Source organism: Pseudoalteromonas sp. S1610 (assembly GCF_005887465.1).
In the GTDB taxonomy this organism is placed as follows: Bacteria; Pseudomonadota; Gammaproteobacteria; order Enterobacterales; family Alteromonadaceae; genus Pseudoalteromonas; species Pseudoalteromonas undina.
Map to the genome: position 1 here is coordinate 177,325 of NZ_PNDI01000002.1, position 22,767 is coordinate 200,091.

General features: G+C 39.6%; 18 protein-coding genes. 11 read left to right on the forward strand and 7 right to left on the reverse strand.

What is annotated here, in order from left to right; genetic code table 11:
* Window positions 1-90: 90 nt before the first annotated feature.
* Complete coding sequence (locus tag CWB77_RS01895; protein ID WP_010389847.1) at window positions 91-1,215, forward strand: sterol desaturase family protein; 1,125 nt, start codon at window positions 91-93, stop codon at window positions 1,213-1,215.
* A gap of 44 nt (window positions 1,216-1,259) precedes the next feature.
* Here CWB77_RS01895 and CWB77_RS01900 read toward each other — a convergent pair whose 3' ends face one another.
* The 4 genes from CWB77_RS01900 to CWB77_RS01915 form a co-directional block, all read right to left on the reverse strand.
* Entirely contained in the window at window positions 1,260-2,537 is a 1,278-nt protein-coding gene (locus CWB77_RS01900) for a protein kinase (protein ID WP_138621081.1), read from the reverse strand.
* A 122-nt stretch (window positions 2,538-2,659) separates the two neighbouring features.
* Entirely contained in the window at window positions 2,660-3,373 is a 714-nt protein-coding gene (locus CWB77_RS01905) for a YebC/PmpR family DNA-binding transcriptional regulator (RefSeq protein ID WP_008110544.1), read from the reverse strand.
* 164 nt (window positions 3,374-3,537) lie between these two features.
* Window positions 3,538-5,616 carry a M13 family metallopeptidase gene (locus CWB77_RS01910; RefSeq protein WP_138621083.1) on the reverse strand — a complete coding sequence of 693 codons (2,079 nt, stop codon included), beginning with the start codon at window positions 5,614-5,616 and terminating at the stop codon, window positions 3,538-3,540.
* A 195-nt stretch (window positions 5,617-5,811) separates the two neighbouring features.
* A complete protein-coding gene (locus CWB77_RS01915) occupies window positions 5,812-7,602 on the reverse strand; it encodes an ABCB family ABC transporter ATP-binding protein/permease (RefSeq protein WP_171043242.1) in 1,791 nt (596 codons plus the stop codon).
* A 112-nt stretch (window positions 7,603-7,714) separates the two neighbouring features.
* On the opposite strand from CWB77_RS01915, the gene CWB77_RS01920 reads away from it, so the two are divergent.
* The 5 genes from CWB77_RS01920 to CWB77_RS01940 all read left to right on the forward strand — a co-directional run bounded on the left by CWB77_RS01920 (window position 7,715) and on the right by CWB77_RS01940 (window position 12,281).
* Window positions 7,715-8,176, forward strand: a complete 462-nt coding sequence (locus tag CWB77_RS01920) for a hypothetical protein (RefSeq protein WP_138621085.1) — start codon at window positions 7,715-7,717, stop codon at window positions 8,174-8,176.
* A gap of 108 nt (window positions 8,177-8,284) precedes the next feature.
* Complete coding sequence (gene secD, locus CWB77_RS01925; protein ID WP_138621087.1) at window positions 8,285-10,123, forward strand: protein translocase subunit SecD; 1,839 nt, start codon at window positions 8,285-8,287, stop codon at window positions 10,121-10,123.
* On the forward strand, window positions 10,116-11,045 hold the full coding sequence (secF, locus tag CWB77_RS01930) for a protein translocase subunit SecF (RefSeq protein ID WP_054200841.1): 930 nt from the start codon (window positions 10,116-10,118) through the stop codon (window positions 11,043-11,045). Before secD ends, secF begins: the two co-directional genes overlap by 8 nt.
* Before the next feature lie 103 nt (window positions 11,046-11,148).
* Entirely contained in the window at window positions 11,149-11,625 is a 477-nt protein-coding gene (locus CWB77_RS01935) for a GreA/GreB family elongation factor (protein ID WP_138562292.1), read from the forward strand.
* Between the two features lie 104 nt (window positions 11,626-11,729).
* Window positions 11,730-12,281 (forward strand): dienelactone hydrolase family protein, encoded by a 552-nt coding sequence (locus tag CWB77_RS01940; protein ID WP_054200843.1) that lies wholly within the window; start codon window positions 11,730-11,732, stop codon window positions 12,279-12,281.
* Window positions 12,282-12,333: 52 nt separating this feature from the next.
* Here the strand turns inward: CWB77_RS01940 and CWB77_RS01945 are convergent, their stop codons facing one another.
* On the reverse strand, window positions 12,334-12,669 hold the full coding sequence (locus tag CWB77_RS01945) for a zinc ribbon domain-containing protein YjdM (RefSeq protein WP_138621089.1): 336 nt from the start codon (window positions 12,667-12,669) through the stop codon (window positions 12,334-12,336).
* A gap of 311 nt (window positions 12,670-12,980) precedes the next feature.
* Between CWB77_RS01945 and CWB77_RS01950 the strand changes: the two genes are divergently transcribed.
* The 3 genes from CWB77_RS01950 to CWB77_RS01960 are packed head-to-tail and all read left to right on the forward strand — an operon-like array spanning window position 12,981 to window position 16,046.
* A complete protein-coding gene (locus CWB77_RS01950; protein WP_138621091.1) occupies window positions 12,981-14,375 on the forward strand; it encodes a RimK family ATP-grasp domain-containing protein in 1,395 nt (464 codons plus the stop codon).
* Entirely contained in the window at window positions 14,375-15,520 is a 1,146-nt protein-coding gene (locus tag CWB77_RS01955; protein ID WP_138569589.1) for a GNAT family N-acetyltransferase/peptidase C39 family protein, read from the forward strand. Before CWB77_RS01950 ends, CWB77_RS01955 begins: the two co-directional genes overlap by 1 nt.
* A gap of 13 nt (window positions 15,521-15,533) precedes the next feature.
* Window positions 15,534-16,046, forward strand: coding sequence for an MgtC/SapB family protein (locus CWB77_RS01960; RefSeq protein ID WP_008110519.1), 513 nt, complete (start codon window positions 15,534-15,536; stop codon window positions 16,044-16,046).
* Between the two features lie 13 nt (window positions 16,047-16,059).
* Here the strand turns inward: CWB77_RS01960 and CWB77_RS01965 are convergent, their stop codons facing one another.
* Window positions 16,060-17,289, reverse strand: a complete 1,230-nt coding sequence (locus CWB77_RS01965; RefSeq protein ID WP_138569590.1) for a sensor domain-containing phosphodiesterase — start codon at window positions 17,287-17,289, stop codon at window positions 16,060-16,062.
* A gap of 129 nt (window positions 17,290-17,418) precedes the next feature.
* Window positions 17,419-18,429, reverse strand: a complete 1,011-nt coding sequence (locus tag CWB77_RS01970; protein WP_021033106.1) for a GlxA family transcriptional regulator — start codon at window positions 18,427-18,429, stop codon at window positions 17,419-17,421.
* Window positions 18,430-18,557: 128 nt separating this feature from the next.
* Between CWB77_RS01970 and CWB77_RS01975 the strand changes: the two genes are divergently transcribed.
* Window positions 18,558-20,465 carry a beta-ketoacyl synthase gene (locus tag CWB77_RS01975; RefSeq protein WP_138569592.1) on the forward strand — a complete coding sequence of 636 codons (1,908 nt, stop codon included), beginning with the start codon at window positions 18,558-18,560 and terminating at the stop codon, window positions 20,463-20,465.
* A 457-nt stretch (window positions 20,466-20,922) separates the two neighbouring features.
* Window positions 20,923-22,737: a CBM96 family carbohydrate-binding protein gene (locus tag CWB77_RS01980; protein WP_138621093.1), complete on the forward strand. Its 1,815-nt coding sequence runs from the start codon at window positions 20,923-20,925 to the stop codon at window positions 22,735-22,737.
* Window positions 22,738-22,767: the final 30 nt, after the last annotated feature.

The window sequence follows — 22,767 nt, forward strand, 5'->3', positions numbered from 1 at the left end:
CTGCGTGGCTTTTTTTGTGTTTTAGTTAGCCCAAAGTTTGCTAGAATATGCGCACTAGAATAGGGACTGCATATTATATTAAGGGAAATAATGCTAAAACACGTCACTAAAAAAATATTTCGTACTAGCCATCTGCAAATCGGTGAGGGTAATATCAGCGGTTATATTGCTTGCTTTTTGGCAATATTAAGTTGCTTAGGAGTGCTTGCATTCCACTTTCCGGAATATTTAACAACTCCAGAATTACGCAAAAGCTATAGCGTTGACTTTTTACGTCAGCTCATGTTTGTTGCTCTTATTATTTCCGGTAGCTTAGGGTTACTTAATTTTGTACGAAATACGAATAAGCGTTTGGGTGCCACTGCGTGGTTTTTTATTATACTGGCCATTAGCTTTGGTGGCCCGAATGTTGAAGTGAATGACTTTGCAGATAACACTCCTTATATTGGCTTAGATTGGTTTATATTAGACTTACTAGGCTCTACCTTAATTTTTATTTTAATTGAAAAACTACTTCCGCATCGAAAAGAGCAAAAAATACTTCGTAGTGAATGGCGCGGGGATTTAAACCATTTCTTTGTTAATCACTTAATAGTGGGCTTTGTATTACTGGTTACTAATCATTTTGTTCATTATGGGTTTGGTTGGGCGGTTTCGAGCACACTGCAAGCTTACATAGCGCAAATGCCGTTTATACTTCAGCTATTTTTAATTATTTTGGTGGCTGATTTAATGCAGTATTGGACGCATCGTGCGTATCACGAAGTGCCATTTATGTGGCGATTTCATGGTGTGCATCACAGTGCCAAAGAAATGGATTGGCTCGCAGGCTCTCGTCAGCATATTTTAGAAATACTGATCACCCGTAGTTTAGTGTTAACCCCTATATTTGTGCTGGGGTTTTCACAGCAAATAATCAGCTTATATGTAATTATTGTTGGTTTTCAAGCCGTATTTAATCATGCTAACGTGAATGTAAAATTTGGGTGGTTGAAATATTTTATGGTTACTCCGCAGTTTCACCATTGGCATCACGCATCCGATAAAGCTGCCATTGATCGAAATTATGCAGCCCATTTCTCGTTTTTAGATTACTTATTTGGTACTGCGGTAAAGGGGCAAGCAGAGTGGCCTAAAGAATATGGTGTTGTCGGGGACTACATGCCTGTAGGTATGCTAAAGCAACAAATTTACCCGTTTAAAAAACAAAAATAGTCTGTAGTTTTAGATTGCGGCCATAAGATTCATGGCCGCAGCAATCATAAAAAGTCAGCTAATACTCTAAGCGTTGGCCGCTGTGCAACATTTTCGCTCATGCATTGCTGCGAAATATGTTGTAAGTGCATTACTTCAGCACTTTGCTCGTGGCAGGTGGTAAGTAAGTCCTCAATTAAACACCCTAAAGCGCGCACTTCTATTAATTGCATTTGTTGACGTTGATAATCACTCAGCATAGTAAGATCAGTAGCTGCGCCAAAATCACCAAACAGAACCCTTGCTTGCGGGTTTACCATAGTATTGTGCGCATAAATGTCACCATGGCTTATATTGTGTTGGTGTAAGTGTGCCACAGTACAAACCATTTGCTTTGCAATGCTATAAATTGTATCGGTAGAGTAATGGCAATCACTTTCAAATGTATCACGAGTACAGGTATCAAGGCTGGGAGGTAAGCCTAGATTCGTAAAGCTTGAATCAATTAACTCCATCACTAAACCAAGCTGTTGCTGTTGTTCAATGTAAGCCAGTACTTTAATTAAGTTTGGATGCTCAAGCGCTTGCAAGCAGCAATTAACTTCATCCAGCGGATAACCATCGCTTGTAATACTCCCTTTAAATAACTTAACAGCAACCGGCTCTTTATTTGTTGAATAAGCAAGATGAATAATTCCTGATGCGCCTTGGCCTATTACTTTACTGAGCGAGTAGTCACTCAGTGGTTTATTGGTTAAATTTGATTGGGTAAGGCACTGTGATTTATTAAAGCAATTACCTGCAAATGCAAGCCAAGTAAGCTTAGGAAGTTCAAATAGCCAATCATCAACATGAGTTAATTGATTTGCAGAGAGTCTAATTAGTTCTAAGTTATGGCAGTTTGCCATGCTTGTTGGTAGAGCACTGAGTTGGTTACCTGCCAAAGCCAGCTTTTTAAGCGCAGTGTATTGGCCAAATGTTGCAGGCAGTTTGGCTATTTTATTATCTGTAAGAATAAGCCATTCAATCGCTTTAGGCAGGCTGTTATCTGCAAACTCAGTTATTTGGTTACCTTTAAAGGCAACCATAATAAGAGCGGGGCACTTAGCGAGTATTTTAGGTATATGGTTAAACTGATTAAACGACAAAAACAGTCGTTTTAATTTTGTTAAGCAAGCAAATTCATCGGGTAAATCAGATAAATTGTTATTTGATAAATCCAAGACTTCGAGGGTATCAGCAAGTGTAAAAATTTCTTCAGGAAAGTCGCTTAGCGTTTCAACCAATTGTAGATGTGTTGCACCAAGCAATTGGCCGTTGCGAAGTTGTGAAAGGGTATTCAAAATTAATTAATCCATTTTACATAAAACAAAAAGGCCAACTAAGTTGACCTTTAAACATTATTTGATCTGAACTCTGCTTGAAACAGATTTATTATTCGAAGTTCAGGTTGTTCGCTTAACGATTAAAATTGAGCGTTATGGTACACGTTTTGTACGTCATCACAATCTTCAAGCATGGCTAAAAAGCGCTCCATAACTTCAACGTCTTCGCCTTCAATAGGAGCTTCAACTTGAGGTACAAAAGCAATTAAGTCTTCGTCAAATTCTGTAACACCCATTTCTTCAAGTGCTGTGCGGGTATTGTTGTATTCAGTGTGCGGTGCAAATACGGTCACTTTGCCATCTTCTACTTCTACATCGGTTACATCAACATCTGCCATCATCAGTGCTTCAAGTACGGTTTCATCGTCGTCACCGTCAAATACAAAAATAGCAAGGTGATCAAATAAGTGTGATACCGAATTTTGTGCGCCAATTTTAGCGTTTGCTTTGGTAAAACATACACGTACATCAGCAAAAGTACGTTTGTTGTTGTCGGTTAAACAATCAACAATAATCATACAGTTACCTGGCCCGTAGCCTTCGTAACGCGTGGCTGCATAGTCTTCACCGCCGCCACCTTTGGCTTTATCAATAGCACGTTCAATTACGTGAGCCGGTACTTGGTCTTTTTTAGCGCGTTCAATTAAACGACGTAGTGCTAGGTTGCCGTCTGGATCAACACCGCCGTTTTTTGCACAAATATAAATTTCTTTACCGTATTTAGAATAAACTTTAGTTTTAGCACCCGCAGTTTTAGCCATTGAATCTTTTTTGTTTTGGTAAGCTCTTCCCATCTGCGTTTCGCCTTAATATGTATAAATAATTGAAAAAATTTGCAAGTCCATATTCTAAAGGTAAATGCGGGGTAGGGCTAGTAAGTATTGTTAGTAGTCAAAAATAAAACAACCCGCATAAGCGGGCTGTTTATTCGTTACAAATGATGAACGTTTGTCAGGTATTACCAAATACGAACGCGTTCTTCTTCTGGTAGGTATAACTCATCGCCTGGTTTTACATCAAATGCTTTATACCAAGCATCATGGTTACGAGGCGCTTGTGCTCTAAAGCGACCTGGTGCGTGTGTACCACCACGTAATTGGTTTAACATACTTTGCTCAGTACGTTTTTCTTTCCATACTTGTGCCCATGCTAAGAAGAAACGTTGATCGCCGGTTACACCGTCAATTACCGGTGCCTCTTTACCATTTAAGCTTAGTTTGTAAGCATGATAAGCCATGGCTAAACCACCCACATCACCAATATTTTCACCTAAACTGTTGCGGCCATTTACAAAGTTACCTGGAATTGGCTCATATTTGCTGTACTGAGCCGCCAGTTTGTCAGCTTTAGCATCAAAAGCAGCACGATCTTCATCAGTCCACCAGTTACGTTGAATGCCGTTAGCGTCAGATTTTGAGCCTTGATCATCAAAGCCATGGCCCATCTCATGGCCAATTACAGCGCCAATGCCACCGTAGTTTACTGCTGGATCTGCATTTGGATCGAAAAACGGCGGTTGTAGTATAGCGGCAGGGAATACAATTTCGTTAAACGAACTATTGTAGTAAGCATTAACACGTTGTGGTGTCATGCCCCAACGATTTCGGTCGGTCTTTTTCAGCTCTTTTTCTACACTTTCAGCTTGGAAAAACTCACGCATATTTTTTACATTAGCCATTAAGTCATTTTTGCTAATGCTTAAGCCTTCATAAGATTGCCATTCATCTGGGTAACCAATTTTTGGCACAAACGCCGCTAATTTTGCACGCGCATTTACTTTTGTTTCTGCGCCCATCCAATCTAAGTTATCAATACGCTCACCAAGTGCTGTGCGTAAGTTTTCAACAAGCTCAGACATTTGTTGCTTAGATGACTCAGGGAAATAACGATCTACGTAAATTTTACCAATTGCAAAGCCCAATGAGCTAGTGCCAGACATTTGGCTGATAGCGCGTTTCCAGCGTGGACGTGGCTCTTGTTGACCATTTAACTCTTTTCCATAAAAGGCAAAGCTAGTGTTAAATATTTCTTCAGATAATAGTCGTGAGTTACCATTAATCGCATGATATGTAAGGTAGTCTTTCCATACGCTTAAATCTTCGTTATTGATTAAGTCAATCATGGCTTTAACAGGTTCAGGCTGCGATACATTTAATTGTGGTACTTTATAACCTGTTTGTGCAAAGTATAAATCCCAGTTAAATCCTGGGTATTGCGCACTTAACTCATCGCGTTTTACTTGGTTTAGGGTTAAATCGCGATTACGGCGTTTTTCACGCGGCCAATGACCTTCTGCAATTTTGGTTTCAAGCGCTAAAATCGCTTGTGCACGCTCTGTGGTATTATCAACCCCTGCAAATTTAAGCATATCGGCAATGTGTGCAACATACGCTTCACGGGTTTTTACAAAACGTTCTGCATCTTCAAGGTAGTAAGAACGATCAGGTAAGCCTAAGCCACCTGCACCTAATGACATTTCGTATTTATTGGGATCTAAACGGTTAAACCACATACCGCCACCAATTGGAGCACGCACACCCGTAAGCCAAGATTGGCCAAATACTTTTGCCAAATCATCAGTAGAGGCAACCGAATTGATGTCGTTAAGCAACGGCTTAATTGGCGTGATACCAAGTTTATTAAGCGTCTCGGTATCCATGTACGAGTTATAAAAGTCAGCGACCAGTTGCTCTTCGGCGTTTAAGTTTTCACGCGCTGCAATTTCTTCAATAATTTCTTTAACGCGATCTTCACTGCGCTCAGCTAGCGCAGAGAATGCACCGTAACGGGTTTTATCTGCTGGCATTTGATAGTTGTCGTACCATGAACCACTGGCGTACATGAAGAAATCGTCGCCTGGTTTTACAGCTTCGTTACGCGCAGTTAAATCAACCCCAAACGTGCCTAATTCGGCTTGCTCTGTTGCTTGTGGCTTTTCTGCAACTGCTGCTACTTGCTCAGTTTTTGTTGTTTGTGGCTCAGAACAGCCAGTAATAAATGTGGCAGCGAGCGCCGCTGCAATTAAACTCTTTTTCATTATTTTCCCCTATGAATTCACGTTATTTAATTCGTTATATTTTTGTTATAAAAATAGCTACTTGATTGTATTGATAACTTCACTGCAAACAAACCTTTTGAGGTGAATAACCGTACCGGTCGATAAGATGAATGAAATACTAGCAAAATAGCAAAAAAGCACTCAGATACTTCAATCGTACCCGAGAGGCTTAGTTTATTGCGCCTTTGACTGCTTTTGTTGCAAGGTCCACATATGAGCATATTCACCATTTTGCATGAGTAATTCATCATGTTTACCTTGTTCTACTACTTCTCCCGCTTTGAGTACGATAATTGTATCGGCATCGGTAATTGTTGATAAGCGGTGCGCAATAACAATACTGGTATGATTAGAGGCAACTTCTCGCATAGCATTTAATATGGCTTGCTCAGATTGTGAGTCGAGCGCCGAAGTGGCTTCGTCAAAAATTAAAATTGGCGATTGTTTTAAAATAGCGCGAGCAATAGCAATACGTTGTTTTTCGCCACCAGAGACTTTTAGTCCGCGTTCGCCTACCAAGGTTTTATCGCCTTTATCTAGGCTATTAATAAAGTCTGTTAGGTGCGCCATGTTTATAGCTTTGTTTACTTCATCTTCACTGGCGCTGGGTCTGCCGTAGTGAATATTTTCGCGTATGCTGGTATTAAATAACACAGTATCTTGCGGCACTATGGCAATAGCTTTACGCAAACTTGCGAGGGTAACTGTGTTTATGGCTTGATTATCAATTCTTATAGCGCCCGATGAAAGTTCATAAAAACGGTATAACAAGCGGGCTAACGAGCTTTTACCTGCGCCACTAGCACCTACAACCGCTACCTTAGCACCAGGGTTTACATGAAAACTGACGTTCTTAAGAATAGGACGTTTACTATCGTAGCTAAAGCTGACGTTTTCAAAGCTAATTGCCCCATTTTTGAGTGCTAATGGTTGCGCGGTTTCGCTATCTGCTACTTTGGGGGAGGTATTTAATAACCCAAGCATGTTTTCAAGGTCAGTAAGGGCACGGCGTATTTCACGGTATACAAATCCCAAGAAGTTAAGCGGTAAAAATAATTGGATCATATACGCATTGATCATTACCAGCTCACCAATCGTTAACTCGCCGGTAACCACTTCATTAGCGCCAAGCCACATTAATGCGGTTATGGCACACGCAATGATCAGCGCTTGCCCTGAATTAAGCGCCAGTAACGAGAGTCTGTTTTTTAATCGAGCTTGTTCCCAGGTTGCTAAAAATGTGTCGTAAGTTTGGGCTTCATGCTGTTCATTATTAAAGTATTTTACGGTTTCGTAATTTAATAAACTGTCGATGGCACGGGTGTTACTTTGGTTGTCGGCAGCATTGGACTCACGAATAAAGCGGTTTCGCCATTGGGTAACCGTCACGGTAAAAAAAATATAAATAGCCACAGCCAATAGGGTGATCAGCGCAAACCAAATAGAAAACAAGCTGCCAAAAATAATCGCCACAGTCATTATTTCAAACAACGTGGGCACAATATTAAACATTAAAAAACGCATTAAAAAGCTTAAGCCACTGGTGCCGCGCTCTATATCTCGACTTATGCCGCCAGTTTGCCTATCTAAATGAAAAGCTAAATCTAATGAGTGCAAATGTTTAAACACTTTAAGTCCAATATCTCGCATGGCATGCTCGGTGACTCGCGAAAATACCGCATCGCGTACTTCACCCAAAAATACGCTAGCAAAGCGCAATGCGCCGTACATAACGAGTAATAAAGTAGGAACGAGCAGTAGTGGGTTAATTGATTTATCAACCGAATCAATTATTTCTTTTAAAGCCCATGGCATGAGTAATGTCGCGCCTTTAGCACCGACTAGCGCTAATATGGCAATCAGCACACGGCCTTTAAATTTAGTGATATAAGGCCAAAGAGTTTGAACGCTTTGTTTTAAATTCATGGCGTCGGGGCGTTTTACTGAACTTTGTCTGGAGCGCATCGAGGATCTCAGTATTTTTTTTATATAAATTAATTAGCTTAAGAACTGCTATTGTATTTTAATTAGCTGCCCTTATATACTAGCTATCCTTTATTTTAGTTTTAAATGACCAATGTTTAAATTTCGCGTTTTTTTCGCTACATGCTTGTTTTTTGCTGCACTCTTTAGTGTGCAAAGCCATGCTATGGGCGTAAAGCACGAATTAAACAGTAACCAAAGCAGTTATAGCGATGTTATTAATGTTGACCATTTAACTAACATTTCCGTACCTACAAAATCGCTTGGCGATTTACAGCATAAAAACTCAAAGCATTCTGATTTTGATGCGCATCAACCTAGGCTAACAGCCAATAACTCATTTTTATTTTTACACAGTGCGCAGGGCGATCCTGAATACGATGTAGTGCATGAGTTTTTTGCCCTAAATGGGTGTAGGCATATTTTTTTGCGACCGCAAGCAGTCAACATAAGTCAGCCTTGGTATACCTGGGTATTTAAAAGTAAAAAGTCGCGCTTGAGCGGCTGGAAAGACGCTAACCTGTTATACACCGCTGTAACTACCTATCACGCTTAAAGTTCCTTATTTAATGTTAATTGGTTTTAACGCATCGCGTTTTGACCTGCAGATTAATTGTGCCTAATAGGTACGTTACTGGGCTATGCCTAGTAATAAGGAATAACTATGTTAAGTCTAAAAAAAGAGAAAAAGCCATTTAAGGCTAAGTTTAAATTGAGCTATGTAGCCATGCTGATTGTATTAGTGTTACTAGCAATAAGCGCCTTACCTAATTTATATCCCAATAAGTCATGGTTGCATATTAGTGCAGCTTCTGATGTTAAAACGCAAGTAATGCCAAGTACTGAAAACCTAGTTAGCTTTTTAAATAGCCAAGGTTTTGAAGTGAGTGAAAGTTTAAAAGACCAAGCAAATATTAATGTACTTTTAAATACACCTACGCAAAGTGCCCAAGCTCAGGCGGCTTTAAAATCAAACTTTCCAAACACACAAGTTAAAATTGTTGAACATGCAACCAGCCCTATTTGGTTACAAGAGTTTGGCTTATCGCCTATAAAGCTGGGTCTTGATTTAAACGGCGGGGTATTGTTTGTACTTGATGTTGATTTAGAAAAAGCGGTTGATGAGCAATTACTCAGTGCATATCAACAAACAAAAGCTATTATTGTTAAACAAAAAGCCTATGGCGTTAAAGCGAAGCAGACTAATCAGGGCTTTGAAATAAGTGCGCTTGAGAATGCTGGTGATAAGCTAATAGTTGTCATAAAAGAGCTTAAAAGCCGTTTTGAAAACCTCACTACAACCACATCAACTAATGGCAACTTACAGGTCGTTAAAATTAGCTATTCTGAGCAAGGGCGCAGCGCATTTGATAAAGAAGTGATGAGCCAAACACTCACCACACTTCGCTCACGCATAGAAGAGCTCGGTATAACTGAGGCCGTTACACAGCGCCAAGGTAAGCAGCGCATTCGTATTGAGCTACCTGGCGTGCAAGATCCAGCTGAAGCAAAACGCATAATTGGTGCAACCGCGTCATTGGGGTTTTATCAACTTAAAGAGAGAGGCGGGCAAACGTTTAATTTGCAATCGGGAGGGACTATTAAGCTCGACCCTGTACCTATATTTACCGGAGAGCATATTAATAACGCTAATATAGGCCGTGATGACTGGGGTAAACCTTTGGTACAACTGAGCTTAGATGGCCAAGGTGGCGATGCTATGTCGGATTTTTCAAAGGCGAATATAGGTAAACCTATGGCAACGCTTTATTCAGAGTATTCACAAAATGCTAAAGGTGAAGTGGTTAAAAAAAGCGAAGTCATTAATGTGGCGAACATTGCCCAGCATTTAAGCTCGCGGTTTAGTATAACCAATATGCAAAGCCAGCAAGCGGCTGCCGATTTAGCGCTGTTACTGCGTGCGGGATCGCTTACTGCGCCCGTAACTATAGTGCATGAGCAAACTATTGGTCCAAGCCTTGGCCAAGACAACATTAACAATGGGCTGGCGGCGTTAATGTTAGGTATGGGTTTAACACTTGCGTTTATGGCGCTGTGGTACCGCCGTTTAGGGCTTATTGCAAATGTTGCGTTAATTTTAAACTTAACCTCTTTAGTGGGGTTAATGTCGTTATTACCTGGGGTGGTTTTAACTCTTCCAGGAATAGCAGGCTTAGTATTAACTATAGGAATGGCGGTTGATACTAACGTGATTATATTCGAGCGTATAAAAGAAGAGCGTCGCAAAGGTCGCCCCCCGTATCAAGCGATACAAGAGGGCTATAAACAAGCTGCGAATACGATTTTAGATGCCAATATTACCACCATGATCACCGCGATTATTTTATATGGCATAGGCTATGGCCCAGTAAAAGGCTTTGCGATAACGCTGGCGCTTGGTCTTATCACATCGGTGTTTACTGGTGTGTATGTATCGAAATATTTAAGCCAAAGCTTATATTTAAAGCTGGGCAAAAAAGCAGGAGTAAACGCGCATGCTTAACACTTTTTTAAAATGTGAGACAGGGTCACGTATGCGTTATACAGGCTTGCTTATAAGTGCCATATTTGTGTTGTTATCAGTATTCACTATTGCACAAAAAGGGCTTAATTTTGGCCTTGATTTTACGGGTGGTTATTTAACAGAATTTACCACCAGCCAAGGTGTTGAACTAAAACAGCTTGAGCAATTTATTGCTAAAAACCATCAAGGTGAATTTGAACTTACAGCACAGGGCAATAATCATTTTCAATTAACGCAAGCGCCAAGTGAGGAAGCTAATAATGATGCTTGGAAAACCGCGATTAGCCAAAACCCAGATATAAACGCAGAGGTTTTATCATCGGCTTATATTGGCTCTCAAGTGGGTGATGAATTATTTGAGCAAGGCTGCTTAGCCTTATTTGCTGCGATGGTCGCGGTAATGATTTATTTAGCTGTTCGGTTTGAGTGGCGTTTAGCATTAGGCTCTGTGGTGGCTTTATTACATGATTTAGTGCTGGTGGTTGGCTTATTTTCGTGGTTACAAATAGAGTTTAACCTAACCGTTTTAGCCAGTTTATTGGCAATTATTGGCTACTCCCTAAATGACTCAATAATAGTTGGAGATAGGGTGCGCGAGCTGTTGCGCATACCAACAAACATCACACTCAAACCAAGTCGTATTATCAACAGTGCTATTAAAAGCACCTTAACTCGTACGCTTATTACCTCAGGAACCACGCTCGCAACAGTGGCAAGTGTTTGGCTGTTAGCTGGCGCGCCGCTGCAGGGGTTTGCCATTGCTTTGTTTGCAGGAATAGTCGTAGGCACGCTGTCGTCTATTTGTATTGCTGCTACATTACCTGAGCTACTTGGGTTAAGTGCTAAAAACTACGATAAGCAAGTGGATCAGCAAACGCAGGCATTAATGGATATGCCATAGCCTTAAATATCAGCATTGTTGTTACACAGCAAAGGGATAGTGTTCGATGTAGCAACAATGCTAAAATAGCAAATTATTTTTATCGAATTAGTGAATTCTCCAAATGAATAAAGCCCATGTTACTGAGCACCTTCGTTTTGCCTTAGATGAGCAACTAAACACTGCTAAAATTGCAGCTCAAACAGCTCACGATACCGCTACCCATGAAGAAAGTATTGCAGAGACCCAATACGATACCCTCGGGCTTGAAGCTGCCTATTTAGCACAAGGCCATGCAGAGCGAGTTAATGAGTGCTATAAAGAAATACAACTATTTGAAGCCATATACAACGAACCCGTTACAGGCACTGTCGTTATAAGCTCATTGGTATGTTTAGAAGACGATGCCAGCACACAAAAATGGTTTTATTTAGGCCCAGCAGCTGGTGGATTAACCGTTGATATTAAAGGCACAACCATTCAAGTACTTACCTCTGGCGCACCATTAGGCCAACAGTTATTAGGTAAACAAGTCGATGATGAAGTTAGTTTAACACTCGGTGATGTAAAACATAGTTACGATGTGGTTGAAGTGCTTTGAATGTAGTATTTATTTGTCTCTTACTCTGAGGCGTAGCATCTCGTAGGCCTCTTTGTTAAATTATTGCCTAAAACTTATAGAATAAAATTAAAGATGAGCCGTTTATGAACTTGGTATTGGTCAGTGATATTTTTGGTAATACAGCGGCTTTAAAAGCATTTGCTGAAAAACTAAACGCTCAGTCTATTGTCGATCCCTATGGCGGGGTTGATATGGCATTTAACAGTGAACAGCAGGCCTATGAGTATTTTAGTCAGCATATAGGCCTTGATGAGTATGTAGCTATTTTACAAAAAGCGATTAAACCACTCGCTGGCAACACTATATTGATTGGTTTTAGTGTTGGCGCATCGGCAATTTGGTCAATGTCTGCACACCCGGCGATTAAAACGATAGCTAAGGGCATTTGTTTTTACAGCTCGCAAATTAGGCACCATACAGATATACAACCACAATTTGAGATTGAACTCATTTTTCCGCATTATGAGCCGCACTTTGATGTTAAATCATTACAGGTGGAGCTTGCAACAAAGGCTAATGTTAACGTAAAGCATGTTGATTACTTACATGGTTTTATGAACCCACACTCAAGTAACTTTAATCAGAATGCTTACGATCAAACATTAGCTGCGCTATCTAAAGAGCTAAAAAATTAGCAGTTAAGCGTTATTGCTTTGTGTTAATTTTTACAAGTGAGTTTTTGTAATTTCAGGCTTTTTTCACAAACTTAGCCGTTACCATCATTTCGCCAATGCCATCTACTTTACAATCTAGCTGGTGATCTTTTTTATCAAGCACACGTCTTACCAAAGCTTTAGTACCAATTTTTATAACCTGAGAACTGCCTTTAATTTTTAAATCTTTCGCAACGGTTACTTTGTCACCATCGACTAGTAAAGTGCCGTTTGCATCTTTTACCAAAATAGCGTCTTCATCGCTTGTATTATTTGGGTTCCATTCATAAGCACATTCTGGGCATATAAGCAGCTGTTGGTCTTCGTAAATGTATTCACATTGGCATTTAGGGCAAGCGGGAAGAGACATAATGATCACTTTTAGTGGTAAATTTTGGCTATTTTAAAACACAAATTAACAATAAAAAAGTTCATCAAATATTTTTATCTTCACGCTAAAAATATCTCGTTTGTGTGTATTTAAAAAAGGACTTATAAAGCAAGTGTCGCTTAAGCAATTTAAGCGCTAACGTTTATAGTAGATATTCGTTAAAGCACCTATCGTATTAAGTGATTTGCTATTTGCTGCACTTAGTCCGATGGGTGTTTCTATTTGCTGTTTAACTACCTGAGCTAACTAGCCAAGGTATTATTTATATTTTGACTTAACTAGGAAAAGTCGTGTTTAAAACCTTAATTGTGGTTGATAACAACGAGCAAGCACTTGCTCTTTCATTTGAAAATGTCATTACGTTTAACACCTACTCGCGTGACTACCCAAAACGCAACGAACCTAAAACCCGCATTATTAATTTATGCGACTCAAGCCAATACTTGAGTAAGGGTTATTATTGTTCATTGCTTGCAGAAGCCCGCAAACACCAAGTATTACCAAGCGTTAAAACAATAAACGCGCTTAGAAGTGGACAAGCACCTATTTTAAATACTGGGCATATTGATGGCGCAGTTTATTTTGGTAATGCTCTTAACGAATTACAAAGTAAAGCGGCTAAATCGATATTTAAACAATACCCAGCGCCTATTTTATTTGTCGATCAGCAAGGTTTATTGCAACAAGGCTCTTTAACCTCATTAAGTGAGCAACAATATGCTGCGTTTATTGAAAAGCTCAATGAGTTTACCCAAACGCAATGGCGTATTGGTAAAGTAGAGCGCCGTTTTCGTTGGGATATGGCGATATTGGTTGATCATAACGAAAAAGTACCGCCAAGCGATAAAGATGCAATTACACGTTTTATAAAAGCAGCAGCGAAACATGGTATTAACGCAAAAGCACTTAGCTTTGAGGAAATAGATAATATTGCCCAATTTGATGCGTTGTTTATTCGTCAAACAACAGCGATTGATCACCCAACCTACCGCCTTGCAAGTAAAGCGCAAAGCCTTGGTTTAGTGGTGATTGACGATGCGGAGTCTATTTTACGGTGCTGTAATAAAGTGTACTTACATGATGCATTTAATTATCAAAAAGTACCGAGCTTAAAAACCGTGGTGGTGGCAGATCAATCAAAAGACACAATTGAGCAACTAGAAGCGTCGTTTACTTATCCGCTGGTATTAAAAATGCCAGAAGGGTCGTTTTCAAAAGGCGTTTATAAAGTTGCTAATCGTGATGAATTAGAAGCTAAGCTTAGTGAATTATTTGCACTGAGTGCGCTGGTATTGGCACAAGAATACATGTACACCGAATACGATTGGCGCGTAGGGGTACTTAATGGTCGTGCTATTTATGCATGTCGTTATTTAATGGCGCGTAACCATTGGCAAATATACAACCATGACGCAAAACGGTTTTTTTCCGGTGGCTTTGAAACTCTACCAACCTTTGAGTTACCAAAAGCTGTGTTAGACGCTGCTTTAAAGGCCTGCAAAACAGTGGGTAAAGGTTTATACGGTGTAGATGTTAAAGAGCACCAAGGTCGTGCGTATGTATTGGAAGTAAACGACAACCCGAGCATTGATCACAAAGTAGAAGATGGTTACTTAGGTGACGAGCTATACATGATCATAATGGATGAGTTTAAACAGCGGTTAGAAGCACGAGGCCGCGGCTAATGCCTATTGCTTTGGCTGAAAAAGTAACAGTGACGACCAAGCTAGTTATTCGCCCTGCAATAACCACTGACTTAAAGGCGTTGGTGGCGCTTGAAAATACTTGCTTTAGTAACGATAAGCTAAGTGCGCGTAGTTTAAAGCGCTGGCTTGGGGTTAAACATGGGATTTTATTAGTTGCTGAGCAAAATGCGCAACTATGTGGCTATGGCTTAGTGTGGTGCCATAAAGGCACGCGTTTAGCGCGTTTGTATTCGTTAGCCGTATTACCAACAATGCAGGGCAAGGGCATAGCCAAAAAATTACTCAATGAACTTGAAAAAGCGACCAGTGAGCGTGGACGTATTTATTTGCGCCTAGAAGTTGCAGTAAATAACGACAGCGCCATTGGGCTTTATAAAAGTGTGGGGTATCGCGTATTTGGTCAATACAGTGATTATTATGACGATCACAGTGATGCCTTACGCATGCAAAAAAATATTCGCCAAACCAGTGAGTTGCAGGTTGAGCGTTTAACGCCATGGTATCAGCAAACCACCGAGTTTACCTGTGGTCCTGCTGCGTTATTAATGGCAATGGCTGCTCTTGACTCAAACACAGAGCTGAGTCAGTCACATGAATTAGCTTTGTGGCGTGAAGGTACCACTATTTTTATGACCTCTGGGCATGGCGGTTGTCACCCATTTGGCTTGGCACTGGCTGCAAATAAACGCGGTTTTACAAGTGAGGTAATTGTTAATACATCTGAACCATTATTTTTAGATGGGGTTCGCAGTGATAACAAAAAATCAGTATTGGCCACGGTTCATAAACAGTTTGTTGAGGGTATTGCAGCGGCAAATATTTCAGTTACACAAAAAGATGTTGAATTAACTGACATAGAAAACTGGTTGAGTCAGGGGTTTAGTGTGTTGCTGTTAATTAGTACGTATCGGTTTGATGGTAAAAAATCACCGCACTGGGTGTGTGTAACCCATTTAGATGCACATTGTGTTTACGTACATGACCCATTTTGCCAGCCTGGAAAAGATAACCAGCTAGCAATAGATTGTCAGTACGTACCAATTGCACGTAGCGACTTTAGTAAAATGTCGGCATTTGGTAGCCAAAGGCTCAGAACGGCAGTTGCCATTGGTAAAGTAAAATAGATTAGGATATTAAGTGACATTTTTAGATTTTATCGATGTAGCGCCATACTCATGGGCAGCTATTGGCACCGCCGCTTTTTGTGGCGCTATTATTGGTATAGAGCGTCAATTGCGCGGTAAACCTGTGGGTATTCGCACATCAGCATTAATAACGTTAGGCACATATTTGTTTTTATCTACGGCGTTTAATTTACAAGGGGATGTGATTGATCATTCTCGTGTAGTGGGGCAAATAATCACGGGTATTGGTTTTTTAGGCGCAGGCGTTATGCTAGCAAAAGATGGTGCAGTGGTAGGGGTTACCTCCGCGGCCACTATTTGGGTGCTTGCGTCTATTGGGGTGATGATCGCAACCGAAAACTTAGGTGCTGCAATTAAGCTTTCTATATTGGTGGTTGGTATTTTATATGGTGTTGATGTGCTCGAAGCTAAGTTTAAAAGCCTCAGCAAAGGGGTGCACGCTAAAGTAAAAAGTTATCACAAACGTTATTATCGAAAAGACAGTATAGATAGCGAACGCCACTAAATAGTGGCGTTTTTCATGCTGGTAGAGTTGCGTTTAGCAAACTAAGTGCATCGTTAATTGCTGTGGGGCGGCCAATAAAATAACCTTGCACACTATCTACATTGAGCTTTCTTAACGAGTTGAGTTCTTCTTCAGTTTCAATTCCTTCGGCAACGATGGTGCAGTCGATTGCTTTTGCAAACCCACACAGTGCTTTTGCTAGCAAAAACTTACGATCATCAGTGTTTATATTTTGTGTGAGGCTGATATCTAATTTAATAATATCGGCTTCAAGCTCTAAAATGTGCTGAAATGACGAAAAGCCTGCGCCTACATCATCAATAGCTAAGCGAAGGCCTTTGTTTCTGAGAGGCCTAAGTGCAGTTCGCATTTTTTCGTAGTCGGAAATTGGCGAATGCTCAGTAATTTCTAATACTAGCCTAGTGCAGTCAATGTTTTGTAATGTATTTTTAAGTGCACCGCTTAGGATATGCGATGGTGAGCAATTAATAGCAATGTAAGTTGAATTATTAAATTTGGCTATGTTGGTGACTGCATTTTTAATGGCTAGCATTTCTAATGCTTCATTTAAGCCAACCTTTTTTGCTTCTTTAAACCATACATCAGGAGTTTTATAAGGTGTAGTAAAAAATCGAGCAAGTGATTCAAAACCTGCAACTTTATTATTTTTTAAACTAAAAATAGGTTGAAAGTAGATACTAATATCATTATCGCTAATAATTTGCTCAATAGCTGACTTGGCGTGATTACGCGATATACTTTTTGATAAGTTTTTTTCAATTAAGCCAGTCGCTATTTCCGAAATAATATTTAAAAACGATAAATCGCGATCGTTCAAGCTTTCATCATGGTGTGATTTATAACAACAAAAAGTACCGTATAATTTACCGTTTGACAGGTTGATAGGAACACCTATATAAGCGCCTATACCTAACTTTTCGGTTACGGGCATAGCCTTGGTTATTGGGTTTGCGTAGGTATTAGTAATAATAGGACTAAGCTTGTCATCGGTGATTTTTTGACAATACGTTTCATTAATCGGATCGGCATTACCCACTTTAACAATTTGGTTTTCAGAGGGATTATCGACCACTTTAAAAACCCGCTCATCGTTAATAAATTCAGATATAAAAGCAACATCCATATCTAAATGTTTGCGAACTAACGCGAGTAAGTCAGCTAGTTTAGCCTCAATGGATGCGTTGCTTTGTTGATCGACAAGCAGATTGGTAAGTTTATCCATCAGCTATCTCCCTGTATTAATTTCACCACACTTCATGCGTAATACTATAATTTATATATATAAAAAAATCTAATCAAGGCTATATCAATCTTTGCTAACCATCAAAAGTGAACACGGTTTAGTTAAAACTTAACCAAATAATTTTCGTCGCACGACTTTACGGTATTCGCTGGGTGTTTGGCGTAATACTTTTTTAAATACTCGGGTTAAATGCCCTTGGTCATTATAGCCAACCTCTAAAGCAACTTCCTGAATCGATAAATTAGAAGATGCCAATAAATCTTTGGCGCCTTCTACTCGTAATTGTTGCCAATATTCGATTGGACTTTGGTTAGTGGCACTTCTGAAGCGACGGGTAAAGGTGCGATAACTTAGACTAAATTGAGCCGCAACCTCCTGTAAGTTGAGCTCACTGGCTAGATTGGTTTTTAACCAAAACTGTATTTGTGCAATCAGCTCATCTGGGTGTCTATCTACTGCTCCCTCTAAGTAACGTTGATCTTCATAGGGTTTACGAATTTCATGGGAAAAGTTGCGCTCCACATGTTGTGCCGCTTCTTTACCATAATATTGACTAATAATATGTACGATAACATCAGCAAGTGCATTTAAACTGGCTACGGTATACATACGTTCTGACTGGGTGATAAAAAAATCAGGTTTTAAACTTACATTAGGGTAGTCATGCTTAAACTGTTTAGCATAATGCCAATGGGTAGTAGCGGGATGTCCGTCAAGTAAACTAGCCTCTGCAACAAAACAATTACCTGTGCCTACTCCAATTATATGACTTCCTACGGTAAAGCTCTCGATCAGCCAAGTGACTAATTGTTGATTAGCGCGTATCACCGGGCGAGGGTTACGCCAAATACCAGGCACAATAACTAAATCGCAATAAGGTGAGTTTTCGCTAGTACAATCAGGAATAATCGATAGTCCAGTTCGCGTCTTAATGGCATCACTATTTTTAGCCACTAAATGAATAGCCAGAGGTTTAAAGTTATTTTTATCACTATGGCCTTTAGCAAAAGCCTCACCCGCACGCAGCATCTCAATCGGTAATGTGAGACTGGTTACCAACAAATGCTCAAACACTGCGATACCAATATTTATGGGGGGAGTTAATGGGTTGTTGCTCATTGTGAATGCTCCGACCAGTTGTTTTTGGCCTTTTATGCCGCTTATTTGGCTATTAAAGCACAAAGACGTCTCTATAATCCAATTAAACTAATGTCATATTCTTATAACACGCATTTTAAAGGTAAATTATGACTGCATTACCCGTTATTGTAGGCATGGGAGGCATTAATGCCGCTGGCCGTACTTCTTTTCATCAAGGTTATCGTCGTATCGTGTTAGATAGCTTAGCGGCGCAAGCTCGCCAAGAAACGTTTTTAGGCCTTGCCACATTAATGAACTTAGTGACTACAGTAAACGGCCAACTTGAAGACAGCCAAGGTAATCATGTTGAGCAAAGCGACATTGAAGCACGCTTTGGTGAGCAAATTATTGCTGGTACATTAATTCGAAAAATTGAAAAAGAACATTTTGATGTTGATGCCACACCTTGGCAGCAAAAAATGACTTTAACGGCTTCAGATGATAGTTCAATTGTGTTTGAAACACGTCGTCGTGACTTACCATCGCCTTTACCAAGCAACTGGCAAATAGATGAGCTTGATAATAAAAAAGTAAAAGTCACGATTGCTGCTGAGCTAGATGTAAAACATGACTCAACCCGTGATAACCCGATTAAGTCGGCTGGGCAATTTCCAACCGGGTTTGATCCTGCCATTATGTATAACAGCCGCTACCAGCCGCGCGGTTTACAAGCGACCATATTTGCTGCCACCGATGCAATAAAATCAACAGGACTTGATTGGCAACATATTATGAATAGCGTAGAGCCAGATAAAATTGGTACCTATTCAGCATCGGTTATTGGTCAAATGGATGATAAAGGCTTAGGTGGATTAGTTAAAGCGCGTCAGCAGGGCGATCGTGTTAGTACTAAACAGTTAGCGCTGGGTTTAAATACGATGTCGACCGATTTTATTAACGCCTATGTTACTGGGAATGTGGGGACGACTTTTTCAACTTCAGGCGCATGTGCCACATTTTTATATAACTTGCGCGCTGCCGTTAACGATATTCAAGCTGGTCGTACCCGTGTTGCAGTGGTTGCAAGTGTTGAATGTGCGATTACTCCAGAAGTGGTTGAAGGTTTTGGTAATATGAGTGCGCTGGCCAATATTGAAGGTTTGCGCCGTTTAGATAATTTAAGCAATGATGATGAGCCTGACTACCGTAAAAGTAGTCGTCCATTTGGTGAGAACTGCGGTTTTACCTTAGGTGAGGGGGCTCAGGTTGCTATATTAATGGATGATGCACTGGCTCTGGAACTCGGTGCAGATATTATGGGCAGTGTGCCGGATGTATTTGTGAATGCCGATGGAGTTAAAAAGTCAATTACCTCACCTGGGCCTGGCAACTACATCACCATGGCGAAATCAGCAGCACTTGCTACTAGCTTGTTAGGTAAAGAGGCACTGCAACAACGTAGCTTTATTTTAGCGCACGGCTCAAGTACGCCACAAAATCGTGTTACTGAATCTTTAATTTATCATAAAGTAGCGCAAACATTTGCTATTGATAACTGGAAAGTGACTGCGCCTAAAGCCTATGTAGGCCATACTATTGCGCCTGCTAGTGGCGATCAGCTTGCCATTGCGTTAGGTGTATTTAGTCATAATATTATGCCAGGTATTACCACCATTGATAAAGTAGCCGACGATGTTTACAGCGAACATTTAGATATTCGTAATAGCCACTACGATTGTGGTGATATGGATATTGCGTTTATTAACTCAAAAGGCTTTGGTGGAAATAATGCAACAGCGACTGTACTGAGCGCAAAAGTAACCATGCAAATGCTTGCTAAACGCCATGGTGATGCACTGATGAACAGCTATGTTGAAAAACATAGCCAAGTAAAAGATGCACAGCATACTTACCAAACGCAAGCCGATTTAGGTCAATACTCGCTAATTTACCGTTTTGGTGATGGCTTGATTGATGAAAATGAGATTGTTTTAGATGAGCACAGCATTACACTGCCAGGCTTTGAAAAAGCAATTACATTTAGTACAACAAATTCCTATCAAGATATGTTCTAAGCACACATACTTGTTAGCAAGGCGCTTTTATAGCGCCTTTTTTAATGTTTGATTTATGACTAAATCAGTACATTTTATTTAAAGAACTTTCAAAAGTTAAGTGCAGTAAATCTCCAGTTTGGTGATGTCTAACTATCTAAATTGTAGCTCAGATCTCACGAGTTAGTATGTTGTAATCTTGTTCATATTCCAGTTAAAGAAATAATAGCTCATCACTTAAATATTAAAAATCATATCCTTTGTAGTTGCTCAGAGATACTAACTCTTGTGAATTACTAAATAATTAAATCTGTAGAAAAATTGAAAATACCAGCTTTGCTTCGTATCATTATTATTAACTAGTAAAAGTTTGGTTGATTAGGGTTTAAGTATTACCTTTTTGTCCTCATCAGATATTTATAATTTTATTATTTGGTAAAACTTGTTTTCTGCTTAAGCAATTAGTTAAGGATAGAAAATGAAATTCACATTATTACATCGCAGGTTTCCCCTACAAATAAAACTCACTTTTTATGCTTTATTATTCGCAGCTAAATCAAGTTTTGCTTCTGTTATTTTATTTGATGATGAGCCTAGAAATGGGGCTAAGTTATGGGCAACCTCATCTAGTGAATCGACTTTAACCCAAATTGGTGAGCCAGTAGTTGATGGAGAAAGAGCTATATCAATGCAGGCACACTATTGGACTCAATCAGGATTACGCATTGCTCAAGTACCTCCTTTTAAAAATTCAATTCTTGAGGCAAAAATATACAGAAAATCAGGAAATAAGGGCTCTTTAATGTTCCGTCGCGGTAACGATTCATTAAAAATAAATCTTGACGAAACCAATAACGAATTTTGGACATTGGATGGTATGCCCGGCCATAATAACTTTTCAGACGATACATGGCACACGATTAGAATAAATCTAAATGGCTTTAATCTTGATGAAAATGAAAAAGTTCTAGCTATTGGTATTCAAGGCCCTCTTGGAACAGGTATATTTTATATGGACTCGGTTTCCTTTATCGAGGGAGAGCCAGATAATGATATTTCTCCGCCGTTAGCTGGTAATTGGGAGCTGACTTTTGAAGATAACTTTAATTCAACTTTATTAAACCCTAACAATTGGCATGTTGGAAAGCAATATTTAGGAATGAGTGGTATCGCAGGTAATGCTGGGCGAGAAACTATTCGCATTGAAAATGAAATGTTGCAGCTTGAATCAGTAAAAAACACATTAAATCAAGGAACCAAACGTTACTTTTATAAAGCCGCTGAGGTAAGTACTTTTCGTAAATTTAGACAAAAATATGGTTACTTTGAAGCTAAAATTAAGTATGACTCAGTACATGGTGCTTGGCCTGCATTTTGGTTACTACCTGACAAAGGTATTTATGGTAATAATACTTATAGGAGGCAGTCATTATTAAAATTTAATCTTGATGATGTATCTACTACTATTTCTTCTGCATTCTTAAGACTTAAAATCTCTGAAGCAAACACTCAAAGCAGCATAGCTGTGCATAAAACACTTTCCACAGATTGGACCCAAGATACTGTAACTTGGAATACTAAACCGCAGATTGATCCTTTATGGTTTAGTCATAGCTATGGAGAGGTTACGGGAAACATAATTGAAGTGGATGTTACCAGTTATATAAGAGAGCAAAAAAGCTCTGGTAAAGAGGCTAGCTTTGCATTGATTGACAATTATATGCGTAGCCAGCTTATAAAAATTTTTAGTAGTGAATCGAATAATATTTCTGATAGGCCTGCTTTAATTGTAAATGAAGAAAGTTTATCCCCGACTGAAGATGCTTTTGTGCGAGGAGGTAATTATGCAGATACTAATTTTGGTCAAGAGCCACTTCTATTAATTAAAGATACTTGGGGAGATACCTCACCTACCTTCGATAAGGGAATGGAGTTTGATATTATGGAGAGTTTAGGTATTTGGGGGGAAGACATCAGTATCTCTGCTCTGCATTGGGATGGTTACGGTAGTCAACATAAGTCAATAAGTTCTGGCGAGCTTTATCATAATTATTCCCCTGATGGTTTTCATGTATATGGCATGCATTGGGAGCCTGGTTTTGTCGGTATGTATATAGATGGTGAAAAAGTTTGGGAGCACTATGACGACAGAGTTGGAAGTTTACCTTCTTACATTATTTTATCGTTACAAGTAGGTGGTTGGGATGGTAATGAAAATAATATTAGTGATGATTTTAAAGCTAATATGCTTGTAGACTATGTAAGAGTTTGGAGTGAAGCGCAATATGATTAATCGCTTTAACTTTGTAGTTGGTGATGTTTA

Coding starts and splice junctions, on each gene's coding strand:
- CWB77_RS01915 (WP_171043242.1), bottom strand. CDS start 7,602: ATGCGCTCCAGACAAAGTTCAGTAAAACGCCCCGACGCCATGAATTTA.
- CWB77_RS01980 (WP_138621093.1), top strand. CDS start 20,923: ATGAAATTCACATTATTACATCGCAGGTTTCCCCTACAAATAAAACTC.
- CWB77_RS01975 (WP_138569592.1), top strand. CDS start 18,558: ATGACTGCATTACCCGTTATTGTAGGCATGGGAGGCATTAATGCCGCT.
- CWB77_RS01910 (WP_138621083.1), bottom strand. CDS start 5,616: ATGAAAAAGAGTTTAATTGCAGCGGCGCTCGCTGCCACATTTATTACT.
- CWB77_RS01905 (WP_008110544.1), bottom strand. CDS start 3,373: ATGGGAAGAGCTTACCAAAACAAAAAAGATTCAATGGCTAAAACTGCG.
- CWB77_RS01935 (WP_138562292.1), top strand. CDS start 11,149: ATGAATAAAGCCCATGTTACTGAGCACCTTCGTTTTGCCTTAGATGAG.
- secD (WP_138621087.1), top strand. CDS start 8,285: ATGTTAAGTCTAAAAAAAGAGAAAAAGCCATTTAAGGCTAAGTTTAAA.
- secF (WP_054200841.1), top strand. CDS start 10,116: ATGCTTAACACTTTTTTAAAATGTGAGACAGGGTCACGTATGCGTTAT.
- CWB77_RS01895 (WP_010389847.1), top strand. CDS start 91: ATGCTAAAACACGTCACTAAAAAAATATTTCGTACTAGCCATCTGCAA.
- CWB77_RS01955 (WP_138569589.1), top strand. CDS start 14,375: ATGCCTATTGCTTTGGCTGAAAAAGTAACAGTGACGACCAAGCTAGTT.
- CWB77_RS01940 (WP_054200843.1), top strand. CDS start 11,730: ATGAACTTGGTATTGGTCAGTGATATTTTTGGTAATACAGCGGCTTTA.
- CWB77_RS01920 (WP_138621085.1), top strand. CDS start 7,715: ATGTTTAAATTTCGCGTTTTTTTCGCTACATGCTTGTTTTTTGCTGCA.
- CWB77_RS01970 (WP_021033106.1), bottom strand. CDS start 18,429: ATGAGCAACAACCCATTAACTCCCCCCATAAATATTGGTATCGCAGTG.
- CWB77_RS01945 (WP_138621089.1), bottom strand. CDS start 12,669: ATGTCTCTTCCCGCTTGCCCTAAATGCCAATGTGAATACATTTACGAA.
- CWB77_RS01965 (WP_138569590.1), bottom strand. CDS start 17,289: ATGGATAAACTTACCAATCTGCTTGTCGATCAACAAAGCAACGCATCC.